The 23,602-nt window shown below is 39.1% G+C and carries 24 protein-coding genes, 1 pseudogene and 1 riboswitch; of the genes and pseudogenes, 10 read left to right on the top strand and 15 right to left on the bottom strand.

The genetic code is table 11. The features are described 5' to 3' along the window. The first annotated feature begins 70 nt into the window (after window positions 1-70). On the top strand, window positions 71-853 hold the full coding sequence (locus NSU19_RS16635; protein ID WP_311066503.1) for a carbon-nitrogen family hydrolase: 783 nt from the start codon (window positions 71-73) through the stop codon (window positions 851-853). Between the two features lie 66 nt (window positions 854-919). On the opposite strand, the gene mtnA is transcribed toward NSU19_RS16635, so the two are convergent. The 6 genes from mtnA to NSU19_RS16665 all read right to left on the bottom strand — a co-directional run bounded on the left by mtnA (window position 920) and on the right by NSU19_RS16665 (window position 6,996). Continuing rightward, complete coding sequence (mtnA, locus tag NSU19_RS16640) at window positions 920-1,981, bottom strand: S-methyl-5-thioribose-1-phosphate isomerase (protein ID WP_063386758.1); 1,062 nt, start codon at window positions 1,979-1,981, stop codon at window positions 920-922. Further along, window positions 1,941-3,218, bottom strand: coding sequence for an S-methyl-5-thioribose kinase (gene mtnK, locus NSU19_RS16645; protein WP_144598482.1), 1,278 nt, complete (start codon window positions 3,216-3,218; stop codon window positions 1,941-1,943). The genes mtnA and mtnK overlap by 41 nt, the downstream gene beginning before the upstream one ends. A gap of 671 nt (window positions 3,219-3,889) precedes the next feature. Continuing rightward, on the bottom strand, window positions 3,890-4,420 hold the full coding sequence (locus NSU19_RS16650; protein ID WP_063386759.1) for a cupin domain-containing protein: 531 nt from the start codon (window positions 4,418-4,420) through the stop codon (window positions 3,890-3,892). Between the two features lie 22 nt (window positions 4,421-4,442). Beyond that, entirely contained in the window at window positions 4,443-5,090 is a 648-nt protein-coding gene (locus NSU19_RS16655) for a methylthioribulose 1-phosphate dehydratase (RefSeq protein WP_339197486.1), read from the bottom strand. Then, window positions 5,087-5,797 (bottom strand): 2-hydroxy-3-keto-5-methylthiopentenyl-1-phosphate phosphatase, encoded by a 711-nt coding sequence (locus NSU19_RS16660; RefSeq protein WP_063386761.1) that lies wholly within the window; start codon window positions 5,795-5,797, stop codon window positions 5,087-5,089. The genes NSU19_RS16655 and NSU19_RS16660 overlap by 4 nt, the downstream gene beginning before the upstream one ends. Then, complete coding sequence (locus NSU19_RS16665) at window positions 5,773-6,996, bottom strand: 2,3-diketo-5-methylthiopentyl-1-phosphate enolase (RefSeq protein WP_339197488.1); 1,224 nt, start codon at window positions 6,994-6,996, stop codon at window positions 5,773-5,775. The genes NSU19_RS16660 and NSU19_RS16665 overlap by 25 nt, the downstream gene beginning before the upstream one ends. A gap of 78 nt (window positions 6,997-7,074) precedes the next feature. Then, a riboswitch (SAM riboswitch) is annotated at window positions 7,075-7,180 on the bottom strand. A gap of 364 nt (window positions 7,181-7,544) precedes the next feature. On the opposite strand from NSU19_RS16665, the gene NSU19_RS16670 reads away from it, so the two are divergent. Continuing rightward, a complete protein-coding gene (locus NSU19_RS16670) occupies window positions 7,545-8,087 on the top strand; it encodes a hypothetical protein (protein ID WP_339193357.1) in 543 nt (180 codons plus the stop codon). Window positions 8,088-8,113: 26 nt separating this feature from the next. After that, window positions 8,114-8,485, top strand: coding sequence for a hypothetical protein (locus tag NSU19_RS16675; protein WP_094244471.1), 372 nt, complete (start codon window positions 8,114-8,116; stop codon window positions 8,483-8,485). A gap of 21 nt (window positions 8,486-8,506) precedes the next feature. Here NSU19_RS16675 and NSU19_RS16680 read toward each other — a convergent pair whose 3' ends face one another. Beyond that, window positions 8,507-9,097, bottom strand: a complete 591-nt coding sequence (locus NSU19_RS16680; RefSeq protein WP_157727857.1) for a UPF0236 family protein — start codon at window positions 9,095-9,097, stop codon at window positions 8,507-8,509. A gap of 915 nt (window positions 9,098-10,012) precedes the next feature. Here NSU19_RS16680 and yfkAB point away from each other — a divergent pair. Continuing rightward, a complete protein-coding gene (gene yfkAB, locus NSU19_RS16685; RefSeq protein WP_063386763.1) occupies window positions 10,013-11,134 on the top strand; it encodes a radical SAM/CxCxxxxC motif protein YfkAB in 1,122 nt (373 codons plus the stop codon). Between the two features lie 56 nt (window positions 11,135-11,190). Here yfkAB and NSU19_RS16690 read toward each other — a convergent pair whose 3' ends face one another. Both NSU19_RS16690 and cax read right to left on the bottom strand, forming a co-directional pair. Then, window positions 11,191-11,973, bottom strand: a complete 783-nt coding sequence (locus NSU19_RS16690) for a YfkD family protein (RefSeq protein ID WP_339197491.1) — start codon at window positions 11,971-11,973, stop codon at window positions 11,191-11,193. Window positions 11,974-12,048: 75 nt separating this feature from the next. After that, window positions 12,049-13,104 (bottom strand): calcium/proton exchanger, encoded by a 1,056-nt coding sequence (gene cax / locus NSU19_RS16695; protein ID WP_130156871.1) that lies wholly within the window; start codon window positions 13,102-13,104, stop codon window positions 12,049-12,051. Between the two features lie 399 nt (window positions 13,105-13,503). Between cax and NSU19_RS16700 the strand changes: the two genes are divergently transcribed. Together NSU19_RS16700 and NSU19_RS16705 are read left to right on the top strand one after the other, a co-directional pair. Next, window positions 13,504-13,632 (top strand): hypothetical protein, encoded by a 129-nt coding sequence (locus tag NSU19_RS16700; RefSeq protein WP_277874815.1) that lies wholly within the window; start codon window positions 13,504-13,506, stop codon window positions 13,630-13,632. 400 nt (window positions 13,633-14,032) lie between these two features. Further along, a complete protein-coding gene (locus tag NSU19_RS16705) occupies window positions 14,033-14,305 on the top strand; it encodes a hypothetical protein (protein WP_339197495.1) in 273 nt (90 codons plus the stop codon). Window positions 14,306-14,780: 475 nt separating this feature from the next. Here the strand turns inward: NSU19_RS16705 and NSU19_RS16710 are convergent. Further along, window positions 14,781-16,118 (bottom strand): annotated as a pseudogene (locus NSU19_RS16710) (transposase). A gap of 318 nt (window positions 16,119-16,436) precedes the next feature. Here NSU19_RS16710 and NSU19_RS16715 point away from each other — a divergent pair. After that, a complete protein-coding gene (locus NSU19_RS16715) occupies window positions 16,437-17,009 on the top strand; it encodes a TetR/AcrR family transcriptional regulator (RefSeq protein ID WP_066247743.1) in 573 nt (190 codons plus the stop codon). A gap of 77 nt (window positions 17,010-17,086) precedes the next feature. Next, a complete protein-coding gene (locus tag NSU19_RS16720) occupies window positions 17,087-19,462 on the top strand; it encodes a YhgE/Pip domain-containing protein (RefSeq protein ID WP_327848585.1) in 2,376 nt (791 codons plus the stop codon). 174 nt (window positions 19,463-19,636) lie between these two features. Here NSU19_RS16720 and NSU19_RS16725 read toward each other — a convergent pair whose 3' ends face one another. Then, a complete protein-coding gene (locus tag NSU19_RS16725; protein WP_063386768.1) occupies window positions 19,637-20,227 on the bottom strand; it encodes a nitroreductase family protein in 591 nt (196 codons plus the stop codon). 90 nt (window positions 20,228-20,317) lie between these two features. After that, the gene (locus tag NSU19_RS16730; protein WP_063386769.1) at window positions 20,318-20,704 is read right to left on the bottom strand and encodes an OsmC family protein; all 387 of its coding nucleotides are present in this window, start codon (window positions 20,702-20,704) and stop codon (window positions 20,318-20,320) included. Window positions 20,705-20,889: 185 nt separating this feature from the next. Between NSU19_RS16730 and NSU19_RS16735 the strand changes: the two genes are divergently transcribed. Further along, window positions 20,890-21,036, top strand: a complete 147-nt coding sequence (locus tag NSU19_RS16735; RefSeq protein WP_063386837.1) for a BH0509 family protein — start codon at window positions 20,890-20,892, stop codon at window positions 21,034-21,036. A gap of 424 nt (window positions 21,037-21,460) precedes the next feature. Here NSU19_RS16735 and NSU19_RS16740 read toward each other — a convergent pair whose 3' ends face one another. Genes NSU19_RS16740 through NSU19_RS16750 form a run of 3 tightly spaced genes read right to left on the bottom strand, consistent with a single transcriptional unit; the run spans window position 21,461 to window position 23,131 of the window. Continuing rightward, complete coding sequence (locus tag NSU19_RS16740; RefSeq protein ID WP_063386771.1) at window positions 21,461-22,288, bottom strand: YihY/virulence factor BrkB family protein; 828 nt, start codon at window positions 22,286-22,288, stop codon at window positions 21,461-21,463. Window positions 22,289-22,317: 29 nt separating this feature from the next. After that, window positions 22,318-22,641 carry a YtxH domain-containing protein gene (locus tag NSU19_RS16745; protein WP_063386772.1) on the bottom strand — a complete coding sequence of 108 codons (324 nt, stop codon included), beginning with the start codon at window positions 22,639-22,641 and terminating at the stop codon, window positions 22,318-22,320. A gap of 16 nt (window positions 22,642-22,657) precedes the next feature. After that, the gene (locus NSU19_RS16750; protein ID WP_130156865.1) at window positions 22,658-23,131 is read right to left on the bottom strand and encodes a low molecular weight protein-tyrosine-phosphatase; all 474 of its coding nucleotides are present in this window, start codon (window positions 23,129-23,131) and stop codon (window positions 22,658-22,660) included. 150 nt (window positions 23,132-23,281) lie between these two features. Between NSU19_RS16750 and NSU19_RS16755 the strand changes: the two genes are divergently transcribed. Continuing rightward, window positions 23,282-23,512: a DUF1128 domain-containing protein gene (locus NSU19_RS16755; RefSeq protein ID WP_063386774.1), complete on the top strand. Its 231-nt coding sequence runs from the start codon at window positions 23,282-23,284 to the stop codon at window positions 23,510-23,512. Window positions 23,513-23,602: the final 90 nt, after the last annotated feature.

The raw sequence follows: 23,602 nt of genomic DNA on the forward strand, positions 1-23,602 counted from the left end.
TATAAAAATAGTTGAAATTATCATAAAAATTCTATAGTCTTTATATAAAAATGTCTAGGGGCTGAAAATCATGAAAGTTGCTTGTATACAAATGAATATCATTTTAGGCGAACCGGACCAAAACTATGAAATCGCTCAAAAAAATATAATAGAAGCAGCAAGCCATCAAGCGGATACAATTGTTTTGCCTGAAATGTGGAATACAGGATACGCCCTTGATCAGCTTGATGAGCTTGCAGACAAAAATGGAGAAAAAACAATTGAGCTGCTGACATCCCTTGCTAAAACATATCATGTCAATATTGTCGGCGGTTCAGTTGCAACGAAAAAAAACGGACAATTTTTTAATACCATGTACGTTGTCGACCGATTCGGAAATATCACCGCTGAATACGACAAAGCCCATCTGTTTAAATTGATGGATGAGCATAAATTTATGAGTGCCGGTCAAAAAGTAAATATATTTGAGCTGGACGGCATCACTTGCGGTGGTGTTATTTGTTATGATTTGCGTTTTCCGGAATGGATTCGCACCCATGCATTAAAAGGTGCAAACATTATGTTCATTCCTGCCGAATGGCCGAAAAAGCGAATTGACCATTGGCAATTGCTTCTCCAAGCACGGGCAATTGAAAATCAAATGTTTGTTGTAGCAGTAAACCGGGTCGGAGCGGATCAAAATAATGAATTTAATGGACACTCAATGGTCATTGCCCCTTGGGGCGAGCTTCTTGTTCATGATCAAACAGATGCAGGAATTTTTTACGCCCAACTGGATCTTCAAGAAATTGACCGTGTAAGAAAAACCATTCCTATTTTTCAAGACAGACGTCCGGAATTATATTTCGAATAAAATTTTACACCCCTTAAAAGAATGTGAAAGCATTCCCTTTTAAGGGGTTTTTGTATGAAAAGGCAATTAAACGCTTTTCATGTGTTTTAAACTTTTTGTAAAGGGTGGATAGGCAATCCCTTTTTCTGTAATAATTGCCGTAATGAGTTCATGATCGGTCACGTCGAATGCCGGATTATATGTTTGCACATTTTCCGGCGCCATCGGTTTTTCATACCATTTTGTCGTGATCTCCTCTGCTTTTCTCACTTCGATCGGTATATGTTCCCCTGTCGGACAATCTAAATCGATTGTTGAAAGCGGAGCACAAACATAAAACGGGATTCCATAATATTTTGCTAAGATTGCCACTCCGGAAGTTCCAATTTTATTGGCAGTATCTCCGTTTGCGGCAACTCGATCACACCCGACTAAAACCGCTTGTACTTTTCCCTCCTTCATCACAATGGATGCCATGTTGTCACAAATTAACGTTACATCCACACCAGCTTCCTGCAATTCCCATGCAGTTAGACGTGCACCTTGAAGAAGCGGTCTTGTTTCATCTGCAAAAACTTTGAAATGGTAGCCTCTTTCTTGGCCTAAGTAGATGGGAGCTAACGCAGTCCCATACCTCGCCGTCGCAATTGTTCCTGCATTGCAATGGGTCAGAAGACCCCAGCCGGGTTTTAATAATGACAGGGCATGCTCCCCGATCGAATAACAGACTTGCTCATCCTCATTACGGATATGTTCTGCTTCTTCCTTCAGTGCGTTTTTAATTTCCTCGATGCTTTTGTCTTTTTCTACTTTGAGTCTATCCTCCATGCGATCTAAAGCCCAAAATAAATTCACTGCAGTCGGCCGCGATGAAGCCAAATACTGTTTGATTTTTTGAAAATCATCCAAAAGCTGTTCATAAGTCGACGCTTTTGATTGCTTCGTGCCTAAATAAACACCGAATGCAGCAGCAATTCCGATCGCAGGTGCTCCTCTAACCTTCAGATGGTAAATGGCCTCCCATATTTCTTCTGGAGTAGAAAGATGCAGAAATACTTTCTCATTCGGCAATAGCGTTTGGTCGAGTATGATCACCGTATTGTTTTCATCATCCAGTTGTACGGATTGAATGGCTTTTACTGCTGTCATAAAACTTTTCCCCTTCAATAAATTTGCGGACACTTTGTAATAAAACATTCACAAAGTCGTCGCCTGTACGAATGTTTGCACGTTCAAGAATAAAGGTTTTACCAGCTGTTAAACAAATTTTTTCAGCCAAAGCTCGGGATTCTTTATTTTCAATTGACGTGATGTCTTTTACATGGGCGATCCCAATAATTCTTCTGCATAATTCAAGTCCGGCAGCGGCTGAGGCATCCTCAAGGATGGAATTTAAATACCATTCTTTAAAACTAGGTGCACTTGCAGTTCTTTCTTTTATATTCTCATCCCAAGCATGTAAAAATTTTTTTGTAAACAGCTCTATTACGTCTGAGATTGTTTGTTGAATATATTGCAAGTAGTCTTCCTTTGTTTCTTGATCTTCAATTGTAAAGCTTGCATTTACATAGGCGAAAATAAGGTTTGCAATCACATTCCCAATATCGAACCCAGCAGGTCCATAAAAAGCAAACTCAGGATCGATTATTTTTGTTGAATCTTCCTTTATAAAAATGGAACCGGTATGAAGGTCGCCGTGGAGGAGGGACTGTGCTTTTGTCATAAAATCAAACTTCAGTTTAGCTGTTTCCAATGCAAGCTTTGAATCATTCCAAATTTCTTCACGGATGAATTCTCTCGTTTCTGGAAATACATCATTTTGCTCACAATCGTAAAAAGGTTCTGTATACACGAGATCTTCTGTTATTTCACATAATTCTGGGTTTGTAAATTTTTGCACCAATGCTTTCTTCTCTTTATGATCGATAACGGCATCTGAAGTAAGCAATAAGGTGTTGACAAGAAACGTTGTAATATGGTCGGCAAACAAAGGAAATTTTTTATGTTTTAAAAGAGCTGTCCTCATAATTTCATGGTCAGATAGATCATCCATCACACAACAATTCATAATCGGATCATACGAATAAACCTTAGGTACAAATCCAGGCGCTAATTCCCCTTGCAGCTTCAATGCTTCGCTTTCAATCCGATTGCGATCTGGCGAAACTTTAAAGGCGTCTGAAATACGCGCAACCGGACCAGCTTGTTTAATAATGACAGACTGGCCGCTATTTTGATCAACGACACGAAATACATAATTTAAGTTGCCATCGCCAATCTCTCGACATTCCAATTCTGCGTTTTGTTCAAAAATATCGAGTTTTTTCTGTACATATTCGATGACATCTTGCTCAGTCATCGTAAAATATGTTGTAAAATCCTTCAAAAAAATTCCCTCCTCTATCTTTGTTTGTCATAAAGTGAAAAAAGAGTCTTTCATAATATCCATTCACAATATGGGGACGACATTATTACAAGACCACTTCGTCACCTGCTTGTAAAAGCTGATTTCGGCAAATGCTCCAAATGGATTCGGATTTCTAGATCCAAAGCAGCCGCCGCATCCATTAAATAGAGGGGGCTGTCTAATAAGTCGATTTTCCGGCTTATAGACGCCCCTTTAATGTTTTAGAAACGTTGATATATCAATGCTTATGATGTTTCGTTTTCAGTGGATTTTGACTTTTGAAGACAGCCCCTTCCTAAAAATATAAATCTGCATCATTTATTCTTGATTTTCCCCATCCCGCCATAATACTTGATAAATTATCTGTGTTTACTTGGTTTTCAAGTGAAACTATATCCTCTTGTAACATAAGACAAGCCTATTTTTGTGGTGCTCTTTTAGCTGCAAGCTTCTTCGCAAAAATGTGTAAACCTATTAAAACCGGGTCAGCAGCCGCTGTGGTATTTTCATAGTTTCTTTGCATTCAGGAACATTGTTCACTGAGCTGGATGAATTGTGTATCCGAAGAGCAGCCAGTTATATGAAAAAGATGATGTTAAGCTTGCAGCTGTGAATGTTTAAAGCCGCTTTTTCATAAATTTTTTGTAAACTTAATTTACTTCTTCTTTTTCGTAAACTGGCACCCAGCCTTCTTCTGTCACAAAGATGCGGATCGCAACAACTTTTCGGTCATCAGCTAATGTGAAATAGTGGCGTCTGCCCTCTGGAACAGAAATAAGGTCTCCCGGATTAAGATGCACTTCAAAAAATTTTCCGTCCTGTCCTTGAATAACAAAAATTCCATGGCCGCTTACAATAAAGCGCACTTCATCATCTGTATGATGATGTTCACGCTGAAAATTTTTCAGCAGCTCTTCAAGGTTTGGCGTATGATCTGCTAAAGAAATGACATCCCAAGCTTTGTAGCCGCGTCTTGCTGAAATATCTTTAATTTCATTTTCAAAAGATTGTAAAATCGTTTGTTTTTCCTCATCATTTAAAAGATATTTCTCTTTTAAATGCTCTGGTAATTTGGCAATATCCCATTGCTCGTAAATAACACCTTGTTGATTTAAAAATGAAATCACTTCCTCTTGATTGCTGATAACTTCGTTTGTTCCTTGAATTTTAATCGTTGTCATGTAAAATACCTCCTTAAAATGTTTAATTATTTAAAGCTCCTGTACTCGCAAGGAGACCGGCTTTTGCTTGAATAAGAGCAAGCTGATACTGAAATAAAAATTCACAAGCTTCTAAAATTTTCTTTGCTTCAAAGCCATCTTTTCCCCATACAGTAATTCCGTGGTTGCGAATAAGAACTGCCCCTTTATCCTCCTCCACGAAATCGCCCAAAGTGCTTGCTAATGTAGGAATATGGGCATAATTATAAATAATCGGAATCTGTAATTCTGCATCTTCCTCCCAGCGGTCAAACGCTTTTATCAGTTCTTGTCCTTGAAATACAATTTTCCCAGCGTCACCATAAAGTTCAGAGATGACATTATTTGCAACCGTATGTACATGCAGGCTGCAGCCGGCTTTGCTTCTTTTATATATTTCGCAATGCAACAGCGTTTCTGCCGAAGGCTTCAGCTGTGTTGCGCCTACAGGATTTCCTTCTCCATCAACAAGCAAAAAATCTTCCTTCGTTTTTTTTCGTTTATCTTTGCCGCTTGCGGTCACAAGAAACTGAAGCGGGGAATCTTGAACTTTTATGGCTAAATTGCCGCTTGTCCCCATAAACCAATCCCTCGCAGCAAGCTCCTCTTTAATCTCCGCAAGCTCATGAACACGAGTTAAAACGACACTCATTTTGCGCCACCTTTTTCTTCTATGAAATTTGTTTTGTTTATTGTCTTCTCTAAAATGTCAATACAGTCGTAAAAGGTTTCGAAAGATTGATAAGGAATAGAAAATTCTTGACATTTTTTTGATAAATAATCACGTGCAATAACTGTATCTGCAATCTTCGCGGCTTCTAAATCTGTGACGGAATCCCCGATGATGATGGAATGAGTGTCAGCATTTGCAATTTGCCGAATAATTGTCGGTTTGCAGCACCCACAATTTTGGTTGGGACACTTTTCATCACACGTATAAGGCCAATGAATGGTGATCGTTTCTCCGCTAAAATCCGCTTTATTGCAAAACAGTGCGGTAATAGAATCAAAAGGCTGCAACAGCGGTTTAATAAAAAAATCGATTCCGCCGCTGACAATGTATAAAGGAATGTTCATGTTTTTCGCATAATGAACAAAGTCGCGAAATCCTTCCCTTATTTCTGCAGTTTCTAAAATATAGTGAATGATGTCACCCTTTAAAGAAGATGGAAGAAGTGCAAACATCTTGCCGACTCCTTCCTGAATACTAATCGACTGGGAAAGGACGCCATCCTTCAATTGCTCCCACTCTTTTGGAGCGAAACGCTTCATGATGCTAACGATGTTATCTTTTTTTGTCACCGTTCCATCAAAATCACAAAATATTACTGGCTTCAATTGGACGGTGCCTCCTTCCATCCCCAGAGCCGAATTGCTTCTTGTAATTCTATGTCTTCAGCTGCTTCATTAAGGGGAACACCCCGGGAAACAGCGTCAACTGCCTGACGGAAAGCTTTTCCTCCACCCTGAGCACCTTGCGGGTGACCGTGAACACCGCCTCCTGCATTAATGACACAATCTTTTCCAAAATCATGAATTAAAATGGGAACAAGACCCGGGTGAATGCCAGCAGATGGAACAGGAAAAACTGGTTTTAAAACTGATTCCTTCACCAATTCTTCTTTCACTTTTAAAACTTTGTCACGCTCCAATGCAACGCTGCCATATGGTGAAGGGAACAACGAAAAATCTGCTCCAGCAATTCTTATCAATTTTCCAAGCAATAAGGAATGAGAGAGCCCATATTTTTCGGATGAAGTAAACGATCCGCTAAACGCCGGATGAGCCATAATTGGGAGGGCGATTTCATCATCTTCCCTTAATGCTTGCAGCACATCGAGTCCATATGTAAAAACATTAAATAGCAAAATATCGGCACCTAATTCTTTTGCTTTTCTTGCCTTATCTTTCAATTCAAATGTTTTTCCCGTCAAATTGACCGCATACAAAGTTCGGTGTCCCTTTTCTTGATACACGTTATCAAGAACTTTTTTGCCTTCCTTTATTCTTGTTTCAAATGATGTGAGCGAATTTTCAAAAAGTATTTCATCATCCTTTACTAAGTCGACGCCCCCGAGAGCCTGCTCCCGCAATTGGGCAAGAAGGTAATCCATATCACGTCCAATTACACCTTTAAAGATGCTCATCACTAACGGTCTGTCGTAAACGCCAAGTTTTTCTCGTAACCCCTGAATTCCAAATCGAGGACCTGGAAAATACCGAAAGATCTCATCGTCAAACTGCAAATCTAGTAATTTTATTTCTCCATCTAGTGATAATTTTCCAAAAGTTGTCGTTAAGATGGCAGGAATGTCTTTAGAAAAGTTTTCTCCCGGAAAGCGAATGTGAAGCTGTGCAATCGTTTTGCCGGAGGATGGATCCTCGCCTGTTTCTTTTATCTCAACCACTTGTCCTTTATGCTTTTTTAACTGCTCTTGCACTAAAAGAGGAAGGTCAGTCCACGAACCTACCGTTAATCCAAGAGCAATGTCTTCTGCTTTTTTTTCTAAATCTTCTCGTTTCGCAATGATTTGGTATACTGCTGTTACGTGACCCATTTTTTCAATCCTCTTCATTCAGATTTTTTTATATAAATAAAACCTCTTCAATAAGAAGAGGTTTTTTGTCAAAACAACTTCTTATCTTTCAACATCTCTGTTGGGAGAATTAGCACCGTGCTCATCATATGAGTCGGTTGCCGGGCTTCATTGGGCTCATCCCTCCACCTGCTCTTGATAAGAGTTTTATTATTAACTTTATAATTCTTATTCGTTTACTTGGATTATGCCACTATCCTTCCCCTCTGTCAACACTTTTTTACATCATATTCGATTCAAATTCGCTTACATTTTTCTGATGGCATGCTACAATTATTTAATGGTGCAGTTTACAATTTGAGGTATTTACCGGAACTTGAGGTTGAGCCAAAACAGGAAAGCCTAAAAAAAGAGGACGAAAAAAGAAGGTACAACATCTTTTTAACGTCTTCCGATCGCATCATGCTAGATTACTAGACTTAGAAAAACTGGTTGAATTACGCAATTATAACGTTACTGGTTATCGTGAGACAATTTGTTTCTTGTACCGTTATTGGTTATGTTGCTTTTTGAATGATCCAGAAGAAGCCTTAAAACAAACGCTAACGTTTAATTTACAGTTTAATGAGCCTTTAAGAAGATCCACCAGAAGCGCTGAAAAGGCCTATTATGCACGGAATAACGAAGAAGCAAACCGAATAGCCAGAGAAAAAGGGTATCCTGGCGCTGGATATAATATCAGCAATAAAAAATTAATTGAATGGTTAGATATAACAGAGGACGAACAACGCCATTTAAGCACGATTATAGATGCGAATGAAAAGCGGAGAAGGAAACAAAAACGCCGGGAAATGGGCGTAAAAAGCCGTGAGGAGTATTTAAAAGAACAGCGCAATAAAACGGATAAGAACTTAGAAAAACTTAGACAAGCAATTGAGTTGAATCCTGATTTCTCGAATTACAAATTAGCTAAATTGCTAGGAATAAGTGAATCGTATGTAAGGAAAGGATGTTATATGTTATTTACTGGAACGGATGATTTAATTAAAAACGAGGATCGATCAATTAAAGAACATGATGTTTTATATTCTAGAATTAAACCTGAAAATTAAACATTTGATAGGAGGAACCTATTTTTATGATTAATTTTTGGAATAAAGTTACTAAATACAAAGAAGCACGTTATGCTGCAGGAATGAATTTTGATCTTGAAGAGATAGAACCCTTTTTAAACCATTTATCAAACTCAATTTTAGATTCAGGCTTGACTCAAGAAGAAATCAACATGATTCTATCTGAAATAGATAAAATGAATGAAGACAATGAGATCAAAGAGTTTGGAACTTTCGATGTTATCTATAAAGGAAAGCCATCAAAAATAAGGGTTCAAGCTGAAATCCACATTGAAGATGGGGATAAAGAGTTAGTGCTATATATGTATAGTACTAAAAAATTGGTAGACGTTATAGAAAAGGAAATGCTAAAGGTGGAAGAGCAAAGGGAATTTTAAAGGTGGAAACAATTAAATTTGTTAATTAAAATCTGGATTTAATTTTAGGCTGTCGAGTTTTTCTTGACAGCCCTCCCTCTTGCCCTCATGGACGTAATGGCGCTGATTCACGAATTCGATCCGTAAGCCGTTGCGCTTCCACCCTTCGTGAACGATCAGGATTTGTCTTCCTTGGCCCGTTTTCTCTTCCCTTGGCGAGAGACAAACAGTCCATCGGCCTCCCACAAACAGCATCCGTCCATATTGCTGGTCAACCGGGCAGTGCAGCGGAGCTTCGGCTTCGAGCACCAACTGGCGGATCGCCTCATGGCTTATCACCGGATACCCGACCATCTGGGCAAGCGTACAAGCCGCTTTGCGATAAGAAGAGCACTCCACAACCAATCCCACCGCCGTTTCTTCTAGACAAGGACTGATTGACTGCGATCCATCAAACGCTAGAAGGGAGTCAAGCAAAAACGTGTAACGGTTTTGTTCTCGGTCTAAATAGTAGTTTCGCTCAAAGGTGACTTCGCCAAACAGGGTTTGAATCGTGGAGCGTCGTTTGTCTTTCAAGTGGTACCGGCGCTTGTCCCGGGTTTCCGCCAATTGTCGGTCGATGTCCTCCAACAAAGCCGTAAACAGCTCGGCGAAGGCGTTTTGCAGGGCCGAAACAAATCAAGTTCGATCTCTTTCCATGTCAACGAATTTGTGGTAAGATGTTGTTGAATATTCATGGGACTCTCTCCTCCTGTTTGATAGTGTGGTCAATAATCATCTTATCAGGGAGAGAGTCCTTTTTTCATGTTCCTGCTTGGGATCCTACCGCGCTTTCGCTTGGTGACCCCGATGAGGGGATTACGAACCTACGTTCCTACCCCCCTCATCGGGAATTCTAAGAATTTCTCCCACAAACATTTTACGCACACCAGAAAATATTTATGGAAAATGCAAAAAGGCTAGATAACGCTAGATACCATGCATGGTTTCATCATCATAACTCTGATTGATGGATTACTGTTGCAAAGAAAAAAGAAGGTAAATTCATCCAATATCATTACAAACCACAGGAATTGGCTGAAAAACTAACCGAATGGCTCGAAGAGGATGTTTATTTTAGCTAGAATACAATTTTATAAGCCTAGCCGACAAATTACGAATATAAGGCAATTAAAGTCGTTATATGTTGATTTAGATTTTTATTTGTTTAATTATAATTCGAACTGGATCATCGGCAAATTAGAATACGATTATTTTGGCCAATCGATTCCAGAGCCGAATATAATCATTTTTAGCGGTCAAGAAATGGTTTTAATTTGGCTTAAAGAGCCTGTTCCTTACAAAGCTTCACCGTTATGGCAAGCGGTACAAAATCACTTCTTAGAACAATTAAAAGAGCTAGGGGGCGACTCTAGGGCGGTTGATGCTTCAAGGGTATTCCGCATTGCTGGAAGCATTAATTCAAAAAACGGTGTAGAGGTAACAGGGCAATATCGTCATAAGGAACGTTATGTCTTGAGAACGTTAATTAAAGGAGAAATGATTTTTATGGAAACTTATACAACCCTCAAAAAGATTACTCCTTCCTATGACCCTTGGGAAGCTTATTTAGATATGAAGGAATACGGTGAATTAACATTATCAAATATAGAATTTACCACCACCACAATCTGCAATATGCGATGTGAGCATTGCGCTGTAGGATACACTTTATCTCCGAAAGATCCGGAAGGGCTGCCGCTCGATTTACTTTTAAAAAGGCTAGACGAAGTGCCGACATTGCGATCCCTTTCGATTACCGGCGGGGAGCCGATGCTTTCGATAAAATCTGTGGAAAATTATGTCGTTCCCATTTTAAAATACGCACATGAACGCGGGATACGAACCCAAATCAATTCCAATTTAACATTGGACTTGAAACGCTATGAAAAAATTATCCCGTATTTAGATGTTTTGCATATTTCCCATAACTGGGGAACGGTCGATGATTTTGTTGAAGCCGGATTTGCAATGATGAAAAAGAAGCCTCCATATAAAGAACGTGCAAAATATTTTGAACGAATCATTGAAAACTCTAGAGCTCTGGCTGAAGCGGGAGTAATTGTTTCAGCGGAGACGATGCTGAATAAACGGACGGTTCCTCATCTTGAAAAAATCCATAGACAAATTGTAGACGAAATGAAATGTCAACGCCATGAGGTGCATCCAATGTATCCAAGTGATTTCGCTAGCAATCTTGAAACGCTCAGCTTGGATGAGATACGCGAAGCAATTCATAAGCTCTTGGATATCCGCGACGAATCAGTGTGGATGCTGTTTGGAACACTCCCGTTTTACGCTTGCAGCGACAATGAGGAAGATTTAGCATTGCTGAAGCGATTGAGAGAAAGCAAAAACGTGACTGTTCGAAATGACCCTGACGGCAGATCCCGTCTCAATGTCAATATTTTTACAGGGGACATTATTGTGACAGATTTCGGCGATGTACCGCCGCTTGGAAACATCAAAAAAGATACTCTTTTATCAGCCTATGAAAAATGGATGCAATCCCCGATTGCCCAACAGCTGAATTGCCATTGTCCAAACGTAGCGTGTCTTGGACCGAATCTTTTAGTGAAAAATAGTTATTACCGAGACTTAGATTTTACAAAAAGAAAAGCGCGCATATAATAAAAGGGCTTGGGCTTCTTTCGGCAATATATTTGCCTTTCGCCCGCCCTTTTCTATTATCTAGGCTGATTGGTAATAAGAAAGTGGAAGGATGCCCGATCCTGCACAGGAATCCATGCTCCAATGCCTTGTTGCGTAACATTTTTGACAACAATTTGCTTCTTGCTTCCCCTTAACATTAAATACACTTCTCCGTAAGTGACTTTTCCTTTTTCGTTGACAGCGGGAACGTATGCGTATAAATACCCCATTTTTTTCGGCGGGATATTATATACTTGATTTTTTTTCGTCCCGAAGCCGACAATTGTTTCAAATGCTAGCGGCATTTTCGATTTCTTTGCCGCCTTCATCAGCATCAATTTTTTGACATCTTTATGATCAGAAATTCTAGCGGTTAATCCTCCTTTTACCCGTTTTTGCGCCTCCTGTTTATAGCTAATTTGAACGGGCGACTTACCGCCTCGATTGTCAAAAAAGTTTGTATTGATTTTTTGATACTCCCAATTGACTGTTGTTTCCTCAGATTCATAATTCAATGCCCACCGTCCCAAGTAAATGGCGGCTCTATATCCTATGGCGGTTGGAGAAGGTGTAATGGAAGACTCATTTAACATTTTAATTAAAACAGGATTTTCAATCGGGACGTTGGATGTTTTGATTAACTCTTTTGTTAATTCACTTGGCTGTAAATAAGGAAGATTTTGCCTCGGATTTGGATACGTATTTTCTTTTGAAATATCCATCACCGATTTGGGGATAGTTGGTGCTTCAGCGAAGCTTAAGCTTGAAAAAACCGATGCAAGCATGACTGAAATAAATAACGTCATTAGCTGTTTCATGTGGTTATCTCCTTTCAAGTAGCCTTTGCTTGTAGTTTTTTCAAGCTATTTGTATTTTATCCGCAAAATATCTTCCTATAATAGATAGAAGCCTATCCCCATGATGACATAAGCAGCAAGCAAAGTAGCCCCTTCAAACCAGTTCGTATCGCCGTCATTGGAAATTACAATCATGAGCAGTACTCCTGTCGCCATGGCAATCAACTCAGGAAGCGTAAAGACGAGCGGCATTTTTTCTGAAAACAGAAGCGAAATTAATACAAGCAAAGGCGCAACAAACATGGCGATCTGCAAGGTTGATCCGATGGCGATTTCAACCGCTACATCCATTTTATTTTTGTAAGCCATAATAATCGCAGACGCATGCTCCGCTGCATTTCCAACAATGGCAACGACAATTACCCCAATAAATAATTCACTCCAGCCAAGTTCATGTGCGACCGTTTCAAACGTATGTACAAGATTTTCCGAAACATATGCAACCGCAATTGTTGCCAAAAACAAAATGATGGTTGCGATCTTGCCAGACCATTCCGGGCTTTCGTGTTCTTCGATCTGCTCCTCTTTTTTCTGATAAACTCCCCGATGGGTTACCAATTTAAAAAACAACGCGGCTAAATAGAGCCCGATCATAATGATGGAAATGCCAATGCTTAACGTCAATGTGTCCGTATCATTCATTGTTTGTGCAAACACTTCTGGAATGACAAAGGCAACAATGACCGCAAACATTAACAATCCAGAATTATGTCTTGCGTCGTATTCATTAAACTTCTGCCGCTTGTACTTTAATCCACCGACAAAAAACGATAAACCTGCAACAAGCAGCAAGTTGCCGATTACAGAACCTGTGAGAGATGCTAAAACAACTGAAATTAAACCTGCTTTTAACGCAAAGATTGAAATAATGAGCTCAACAGCGTTCCCAAAAGTCGCATTCAACAGTCCGCCAATTCGTGGACCTGCCACAATCGCCAAGCTTTCTGTCGCTCTTCCCATAAAACTGGCGAGTCCGATAATCGTTAAACAATAAATTGCAAATAGAAGCAGTGCATTCCAATGCATCAAACTGCCAATAACGGACAACGGCAATCCAACAACAACCAAGATCGATAATATACGATTGAACATAAAGCTCACCACCCATATTTAGCAATAATTTTCCCGAAAACTTTGCTTACTTATTTTAACAAAAGTTGTTTAAAATAAACACTTCCTTCTAAAAAAGGCCGTTTACAATTATGGAAAAAATTTGTCCGTAAAAATTATTTTTATTTTCTGACATAAACAATATATTTTGATAAATCGAGCATTTTGCAAAGAGTCAGTCAAGACTTTGAGGGAACTTTTTTGATTCGCTGAAAACAGATGTAAGTCATAGGTTAGCGAACCATTTTTTTGAATTTCATCTGTAAGCGCTTTGGGACTATCATCCCTTGCCATGACAGACCGATATGCATACCTTTTTTTACCATCCCTTGAATTCAGACAGGGCATGATAGATCGGTGTCCCGGACGATTGCTGTAAATATGGAAAAATTAGAAAAGGCCATTCAAAAGATTAAAAATGAGATGAGACGTTGCAAAGAAGCGGGTTTTGTAGATGGTATTCCATTTTGGGAACAAGCGTTAAGTAATCTACTGAAAGAGAAAAAATAAAGGTCACTTATCCATTAAGGCATTGTAATTAGTTTCATTCTTTTAAGGATTTTCGAGTTTGTTGGTATTTAGTCTACCAGTAATAAAGTTCTAGAATACTTTATTTAATGGTATTTTTATGTCAAAAAATGAAATATGTGGAACTATATTGATAAAATTAACGTCTATAAGGTGTGATAGAAATTAATATACTAAGGAGGTAATTTAATATGCGTAAAAAAATTTTACTAGGGACTTTAAGTTTATCTTTGTTAGGAAGTACATTACCATCATACTCAGCGTTTGCGGCAGAAAAACAAGAACATTAAACGTCTATTCTCAAGGATATAATGTATCGTTATCAGAAAATCTAATTCAAACAGCTGATCAATATGTTGTTGTCGAAGAAAATAAATTTGTATTGAAAGATGAGAAAAAGTTAAAGGAGATTCTTTCTGAAAGAGATTTTGAGATTGTTAACAATTTAGTATCTCAAGCTAATAATAATTTAGAGACCATCAGTGGAGCTAATACAGCGGTAGTAAGAAATATTGTTGTTGTAATGCCTAAAGACGTTTCAGCTAAAACTATTAGTTACGCTAAAGCTTCTGAAGGAAAAAGAGCAATTAAATTTCATTGGTGGGGAATCGAACTGTGGTTGACTAAGACTCTAAGACTGATGTTCGAGCCATAGTAAAAGGTGGAATTTCTGGTGGTGCAGCATATCTAGGTAGTATATTTGGAATAGCTGGCGCAGTTGCAGGAGCTGTTGTAGGAGCCATAATATCTGAGTATATAACAGGTGTCCCGATTTATGTTAAATATACTTATGGTAATAAATATCCTCCTATTGTCTTATCTCAATAAAAAGGGTTGAAAATTATGAAAAAAGCTATTATATCTGCAATTTTTGCAGGATTAGTCGTTTTAATAGGTGAGTATATATTCACAAATAGCTTAATTAAGTTATCGGTTCAAATACCCGTGTTATTAATTGGTATTGTGCTGATATATAGGCTACTGGGAAAATAGATTGATACACATTTTCGCTGTATAAAATCTTTACAACATTCCCCTGTACTGTTTTAAGTGCAGGGGAATGAAGATAATTGCTAGTAATAGTCATATCCATTTTCTCCTTTATTTTTGATTTTATTTTAATTACTAACTCAACTTTCGCAGATAGAAATTGGCAAATAAGCCTTGATATAACTAGGAAGGCCTGCAATCCATTGCTGTAGTTGACTTTCAATGATTTTTTTGTCATTTTATTTATCTTTTTTAGGGTATCTTGAAGAAGCTCGATCAACTGCTGTAAAGCTACAGCCCAATCCAGTTCATTGATTTCATCGCATAGTTCATAAAAGAGACCGCCAATGGTCCGATCATCCGTGTTACATTGATTTTGCCACGAGAGAACGATGTAACGAGTAAACACAATGTTGGTATGGCTGATAAGCAAGTCGAAAGAACGGCCTTGGAATTCTTCCTGAAGGCGCAACAGTGACTTAGTCGTCTTGAAAAATACTTCGATGTCCCAGCGTATTCCATAGATGCGCACGATTTTTTGTTCTGTCAGGGTACAATCGGTGCTAAGAATGGTCACCCATTCGTTTTTCTTGTTTCGGTTTTGAATGAAGACCACTTTAACTGGTATTCCATTTGCCATCACCGTGTGAATGGAACGAAGGATTCCTTTCTTTCCTTGAACCGGATTAGACAATCGATAGAGTTCTTTTAAAGAGACGGCTCTGCCCCCTACGAGATAGTGTTGATTGGTCGCTTTCACCATGCCGATCACATCAAGTCCCTGTTCCACGATTGCTTGAATGAGAGGTTGTTGAGTAAACCATGTATCCATCAAGACGTAACGAGCTCCAACCCTGCGGTCAAGGCAGTATAGCAGGGATTTGTTCTGGTGCTGTCTGTAATGCCTCAACACAGCATTTATCCCCTGATGTACGCTTATCTATTTTTTCTGAAATCCCATTGATTTGAGCCTTTTTGGAGCTCAATAAAGAAAAGTCAATCGGCATAAAGGAGTAGCCGTCAGACCAGCCTAAAGTAAGCATACGAAAGCCTTTATAGAATCGCTTCCGGAGCGACGAGTGATCCATACAACGTGCAAGCAGTTCCACTTTCTTACTGCGATTCCGTCCAAACATCGAATCATCAATAATGAATACTTTTACCCGGTATTTATCTGTTAGGCTACTAACCTTGGCAATGACCGAGGAACTAAAGGAAAGTAGAACGGCGCCATGGTTGAGGAAACGGTAGACCGCATCCTTGACTGGCAGCTGATCCGCTTTTTTAGAGTCCAAAAGCCGGAACCAGTTCTTCTGTTGGAAAATGAGGCAAAACACCAGTTGAAACAAATAAGAACAGGTGAATCAGAGATTTTTTTGGATGTTTGCCTTTCGAAGATGTTTCAAGATTTCTAATTCGTTGAAAACGGATTTTAGTTTATTTGGTAATTGATTATTTTGTTCCTTCTGCTCTATCATTTAGAGGACACCATGTGCAAAATACTCAAATCTAAAAAATACAACAACAAGAAAAAAATGATGTCTGAAGCAGAAGCCTTTTGCCGATTACAGCTTCGGATGATTGACGGTATACTATAACGTGGTGGTTTTTGCAAACATTTCACAACGTTACCGTGCTTGGACCTTCTTCCCTTTTTAAAAATGAGGACAGCCGCATGTGTAAAGCCTGTCGATCATTTTGTAAAAAAACCCCTTTATTTTAATCAGGCAATATAGTATGATAATTTTAACGAAATGACCAAAATGTCCATTTAGTCAATCAAGAGGATGAGGAGCATGGCTATCGATCGAAAACAAAATATTATTGATGCGGCGACAAAATCTTTTTCCTTATTCGGGTATAAGGCAACGACGATAGAACAAGTGGCGAAACTCGCGAATGTAGGCAAAGGAACAATTTATACGTTTTTTAAAAGCAAAGAGGATTTGTTAGACGAAATTATTTCCTCAGTTATTGTAGAAATAAAAGAAACGGCAGAGCATGCAATGGACCCCGATCGTCCATTTCTTGAAAACGCCCATCGCGCTTTATATCGCATTGCAGAGTTTCGAAAGCAACATCCACTAACAATTAAGCTTCTCCAAGAAATTCGGGATATCGGGACTCCGGCCGTTCAAGAAGTGATGAAAAGATTGGATCGGGCGATTATCGCCTTTATCCGCGAAAAAATTGACAACGCCATAAAAAAAGGAGAAATTCGCAACTGTGATTCCGAAATCACCGCCTTTTTAATGTTAAAAATGTATATCGCCCTAAACTTTGATTGGGAAAAGGAACATGAGCCGCTGCCAAAGGAGAAAATCGCAGAATTATTTGAGCTGTATTTTTTAAAAGGATTGTCGAAATAGATAGTCCTTCTTCTTTTATCATAAAATGACTAAATGAGCAAAATGGTCAAAAGTACGAAAAAGGAAGGAGATAACCGTTGCGTGGAATCTCATTATTTTTACATGAGCTAAAAATGATTGTAGCGAATCGGAAAATTTTGATTCCTGTTATCGCTATTTTATTTATCCCCATTATGTATAGCGGAATGTTTATATGGGGATTTGGAGATCCGTATGGCCACTTAGAGAGATTGCCGGTCGCTGTAGTCAATCAAGACAAAGGGGCAACATTGAATGGGGAAAAGTTAAAGATCGGCGACGATCTAGTGGAAAATCTAAAAAAGAAAAAGCAGCTTTCTTGGGAATTTGTTGACGAGAAAGAAGCGGAAAACGGATTAAAAAACCGGAAATATTATCTAGTTATCAAAATTCCAGAAAACTTTTCAAAGCATGCAACTACGATAAAGGACGAACACCCTCAAAAAATGGAGCTCATTTATATGCCGAATGAGAGCATGAACTTTTTCGCAGCACAAATCGGGGATAAAACCATTGAAAAACTGAAAGAAGAAGTTGGTGATACATTAACGGAAACATATGCCGAAACGATGTTCCAAAATATTAAGAAGCTGGCAGAAGGGCTCGAATCGGCAAGCGAAGGAGCAAAGAAACTGCATGATGGCATTGATTCAGCAAAACAAGGAGCAATAAAGCTGAAGGACGGGGTTGATTCGGCCAAAGATGGTTCACAAGAGCTGTACAACGGCGCGCTCTCTGCGGAACAAGGAGTTCAAGAAATATATGGACATTTAAAAACGATGGCTGAAAAATCATTGATATTTAAAAATGGGCTGCAATCCGCTAGTTCCGGAGCCGAGCGTCTGAACAGCGGAATGAACCGTTTTAATTCCGGTCTTGACCAATTGATTGCAGCCCAAGAGAAATTGCTCGATGGTGCAGAAAAGGCAAGAAATGGTTCTCAGCAGCTGGCGGATGGATTAAAGCAATCACTTCATGGAATGAAACAAATAAATGAAAAAGCTCCTCAGCTCGCAAACGGAGCCGAGCAAGTACGAAGCGGAGCCAGCAATCTGTCGTCATCACTCGGACAATGGGCTAAGGGAGCAGAACAAACGAAAACGGGAGCGGCACAGGTGAGTGCCGGACTGGAACAGCTGACAGCCCGGCTTGATGCTATGATCGCTCAAACGTCTGATCCGCAGCAAAAAACGGCACTCAAAGAACTGCGTGCAAGTGTAGGGCAGCTGGCGGATGGAAGCAAACAAGTAACAAGCGGTATCAGCCAGCTTTCCGAAAATGCTGCAGCATTGAAAGATGGAGCTGATCAGCTTTCTTCTGGATCAGCGCAATTGCATAGCGGAACAGTCGCTTTAAGCGACGGTCTCAAACGACTAGTAGCAGGGCAGGAGCAGCTCGCCGCAGGTGCCGAATCATTAGCTGGCGGACAGAAGGAGCTCTCCCAAGGATTATCGACATTCGGTGAAAAAATGAATGAAGCGAAAAGCGGAATAACCCAGCTGATGGAAGGAAGCGGACAATTATCAGCCGGCTTGCATGATCTCGCTTCCGGTTCTGATCAACTGCAAGATGGCACTAATCAGCTTGCTGCTGGTTCCGGCGAATTAGCAAACGGAATGGAAAAACTCACAAATGGGTTAGGAAACTTTTCACACGGAATCGAGCAGCTTTCTAACGGGTCTGGTCAATTGACGGAAGGAATGACGACGCTGGATAAAGGTTCTAATGAATTGGCAGAAAAATTGCACGATGGAGCCAAAGATGCCAGCAACGTCAAAGCGGACAAAGAAATATACGATATGTTTGCAAAACCTATTAAAATTAAAAACGAAAAATTAAACGAAGTTCCTAACTATGGAACGGGGATTGCTCCGTACTTCTTATCGCTGGGATTGTTTGTCGGCGCCTTGCTCGTAACAATTGTGTACCCTCTTCGTGAACCAGCAACTACACCTAAAACGGGAATGAGTTGGTTTTTTAGCAAGTTTGGTGTTCTCGTTATGATCAGCGTCATGCAATCGTTGATAGCCGATACAATTTTACTAGCAGGAGTAGGCATTGAAGTGCAAAGTATTGCGAGATTTATCGTATTTACGATCATCACAAGCTTAACGTTCATGACGTTAATTCAGCTGCTTGTCACAACGTTAAGTGATCCGGGAAGATTTTTAGCAATCATTATCTTAATCTTACAATTAACTACAAGCGCCGGTACCTTCCCGTTAGAGTTAATCCCAACAGCGTTGCAGCCGCTCCACAACTGGCTGCCAATGACATATTCCGTAGCCGGCTTCCGTTCAGTCATTTCGAGCGGCGATTATGCGTTTATGTGGCAAAATGCATTTATTTTGCTCACTTTTATGATCGTGTTTGTTCTCGCAACGATCACCTACTTTACAATCCAACATAAACGCCGTTTTAGCGAGGCCGTATAACTTTTTGTTTTTGAATTTGCCGGACGAACTTTTACACCTTCGACTCTAGCGTAATAACTGAAAGGAAATTTTTCAGAACTAAATGTGGTAAATCGGCAATGCCACAATTCCTCTTCATAAAAATGAAATAGAAGCAGATCTCTATCATCTGCTTCTATTTTTTTGTTGAAACTTTTATTCATTCAGCGATTCGCCAAAAAGGCCTTCAAAAATGGATTCTTTTATAGGACGACGAGGGGTTGGTGCCTCTCTTTCCTGCAGGCTTTCCGGCAGAGCTTCTTTTTCCCCTTGATAGCCAATTGCAATGAGCGCATTGATTGCATACTCTTCAGGGATGTTTAAAACTTGACGTGCTTTTTCAAAGTCTATGCCTGTCATCGGATGCGTAATCAAGCCTTTTCTTGTTGCTTCTAATGATAAATAGCCCCAAGCTGCACCTGCATCAAAGGCGTGGGAGCCGATTTCCCCCCGCTCGCTAGTCTTTTTAGAAATAATCAAGGCAAAAACCGGGACGTTTTTGCACCAAATTTGATTAAACTCGCCAATGAATGACATAAATCTTTTGCGGTCTTCCTCTGTGCGAGCGATAATAAAACGCCATGGCTGGAAATTGAAAGCAGAAGGCGCCCAGCGTGCTGCTTCAAAAAGGCTTAGTAACACATCCTCCGGGACCTCTTTAGTTAAAAACGAACGCGGAGACCAGCGTTTTAAATAAATAGAATCAATTTCATATTCGGCCTGGCGGGCAAGCTTCGTTTGTGTCATCACATTACCTCCTAGAAATCAGATCGGAATTATACACATTTATTGTATTACATTTTTTTCTAAAAACAATTTTTTTGCTCATAAAAGCTTTTATTTTAGTTCAAATGTTTCCGTAATGTTGATGCTGCCTTCTACTGATTGAACCATTGGACAATTTTTGTGCGCCAGCTCCAAGCATTTTTGAATTTGCTCACGGTCCAAATCCTCGCTGGAACTTGAAATGATGAAATGAAGATGAATTTTTTCAATTCTGTTCGCTTTTTCTTCGTTCCGTTCAACTTCAGCTTGAATCGTAATATCGTCATAAACGATTCTTTTTTTATCTAAAATTTTTCTGAAAACACTTCCGCTGCAGCCAGCAATGGCGGAAACCATCAATTGAAATGGACGGAATCCGTATGTAACATCACCTGCCACATGCAGTTCTCCGTATTCAAAAGTTGTTTTATATCCAATTTCCTTCATTTGAAATTCCATGCTGTATCATCTCCTCCATTAATATCTACAATTTTATTGTAATTGATTAATTTTTTTATTTGCAATTAATACAAATTGCGGGAAAAAAATTAAAAAATAAGTTGAACATCTACTCCATCTGTTATATAATAGTTTCAAAATAAAAAAAACTGTATCATAACATTATAGAGGAGAGGGGAAAAATGATGAAACGGCAGGAAAGAAAAAATATGATTGATTTTATTGAAAAAATAGGAAATATTGATCGGGAAACGCTTATGTACATGACGGATGCGGACATTGAACACATTTATGCTTCTATTTATGATCGATATTTAGAAATGGCTGAGTAGAAAACGCAAAAGAAGCCTTCCGCCGCCGGAGGTCCGATGCGAACATTCCCGCAAAAAAAAGAAGCTTCAACACGCAGACACTCACCTATTGCCGAACTTTATTTAATATAAAATTAAAGCTCTGAACTCATGGCAAACATAGCTAAATTCTTGCTGAATACAAAAACCCGGGCTGTCGAAAAAGTCGACAGCCCGAGGAATGCGCTTGATAATATCTCTTTTAATGGTAGCCGTTTTGACCGTTCGCACTTCCGCTTGTTTTATGCTTCGGCTTGGATTTTGAGTTTTGCTTGTTGTGTTGACCGCCTTTTTTTGATTGCTTTGCCACTCGTATGTCCTCCTGTTTACGTCAATTTTTTCAGCCTCATTTTTAATATGACCATGTGAAATGAAAAAAAGTCTTCGAAATAAATGGCGGCCTTTATTAATTATTGGAATTTTTTGATAAAATTGCATTGATCTCCCCGCCTAATATAATAATAACCGCGGAAAGATAAAACCAAATTAGAAGAATGATCACCCCGCCGAGGCTTCCATATGTCACGCTGAAATTCCCAAAATTTCCGACATAGTAAGAAAAAAGAAGAGAAACAACAATCCAGCCAACGGTAGCAAATAAAGCGCCTGGATATGCTTCAGAAATTTTCATCCGTTTATTTGGCGCAATAAAATACAGTCCTGTAAAAACGATGCACAAAATAACAGCACTTAATAACCATCTTATCGTATTCCATATCGTTAAAAACACTTCTGTAAATCCGAACGCCCGAAATATAAACAAGCCTATCTCTCTGCCAAACACCGGAAGCAGCAGTGCAACTAAAATGACTAAAATCATGGCAAAAGTCAACAAAATAGACATCAAGCGAGCTACAAGGAAATGACGGTTTTCTTCCACTTGATATGCTTTATTAAAAGCTCTGACAATCGCATTAATCCCATTTGAGGCAGACCAAATTGTTCCAATGACTCCGAACGACAAAAGGGTCACATTTTGAGTTTCAATAATATGCCTCACATTGTTTTCGATCAATTTCATTGTATTTCCCGGTGCATATTGTGCGACAAAATCAAGAACAACATCTGAAGAGAGGGGCAAATATGCAAGGAGATTCATTAAAAAAATAAGGAATGGAAAAAGAGACAAAAGAAAGAAGTAGGCTAACTCCGCAGCTAAACTTGATATTTCATCTTCTTTAAACCGTTTAAAAAGCTCTTTAGCGATTTGAAGAAGGTTGATGTGGTCATCCATCTTGGCACCTCATTTCAAACTAGTTTCTGTCAAAGGCGCTCCTTCCATTTCTCTTTTGCTTCTTTCATTATTTCCATTACTTTCGGTGTCGTTTCTTTTAATTCTTTCACTTTTTCAGAAACAAATTCAATATCTTCGATTGTTTGCTCGATTGTTCTTTTGACAGAGTTCATTTTTTCCTTTGTTTTATCAGCAATCTCCATCGGATTTTCTGCGCACTGCTTGATTTTGCTAAAAGCTGATCTGCTTTTGCTGATTACATCGTCCCTTGTTTTTTTATCCAATAAAGAAAGCGCTGCGCCTGCGATCGCTCCGATGAACAGCCCTTTTAACAATTTATTTTGCGATTTCATTTGACTTTCACCTCTTCTACGAAAGATGGTGTTCTTCTTTGATCTTCTGGAGCAGCCCTTTGCAGCCTTTGACAACCATGTCATAAACCTCTTCAAAGTTCCCAGTATAATACGGATCAGGGACGTCCAAAATATCAGCATCTGGTACGAAATCCATTAAACGACTGATTTCACCCGTATTGTTATATCCTGCCATCCGGCGCAAATTTCCTAAGTTTTCTCCATCCATGGCAATAATATAATCAAAATCTGATAAATCATTCTTATGAATTTGACGTGCTTTTAAACCTTCATAAGAAATTTGGTAACGGTCTAATATTTCTCGAGTCCCTCTATGCGGCGGGCTTCCTACATGCCAGCCTCCCGTTCCCGCTGAATCGACAAAAATTTTATCTTCCAGACCTTCCCGTTTAACTAAATCACGAAAAACCGCCTCAGCCATTGGCGAACGGCATATATTTCCTAAACAAACAAAAAGTACTTTTATCATTGCTGAAACCTCCTGAAACCATTGCTTCAATCGTTTTTTCATAAGCTGCAAAGAATAGTTTGGAAAGATCAATTTTTTTGATCATAATATTCAATCTTTCATAATACATGATACAATGAAACAAATAAAAAAACGAGAGGATGAAATCAATTGAATTTATGTGAAAAATCAGCAGAAAATATGGAATACATGATTAAAAAAATTACAGAAAAATTGAATATGATCAACATCAGTGCAGTTCAACCAACACATTTTAATGTAAATATGTATGAAGACCTAAAAGAAATTTATGACCATGTAATGAAAAAAAATACTTTCAGCCCCAGCGAAATGCAAGCAATTGCAGAGGAATTGGGGAACCTACGAAAGAGCACTCTTTAAGTGAATTGAGCTTTCTGCTGCTCGTTGCGAATGGGCTTGTGCAAATGACGGCAATTAGTGTTTAACTTAGCGATGTTGAAGTGTTGTGAA

This window comes from Aeribacillus sp. FSL k6-2211 (genome assembly GCF_037966125.1).
Lineage (GTDB): Bacteria > Bacillota > Bacilli > Bacillales > Aeribacillaceae > Aeribacillus > Aeribacillus composti.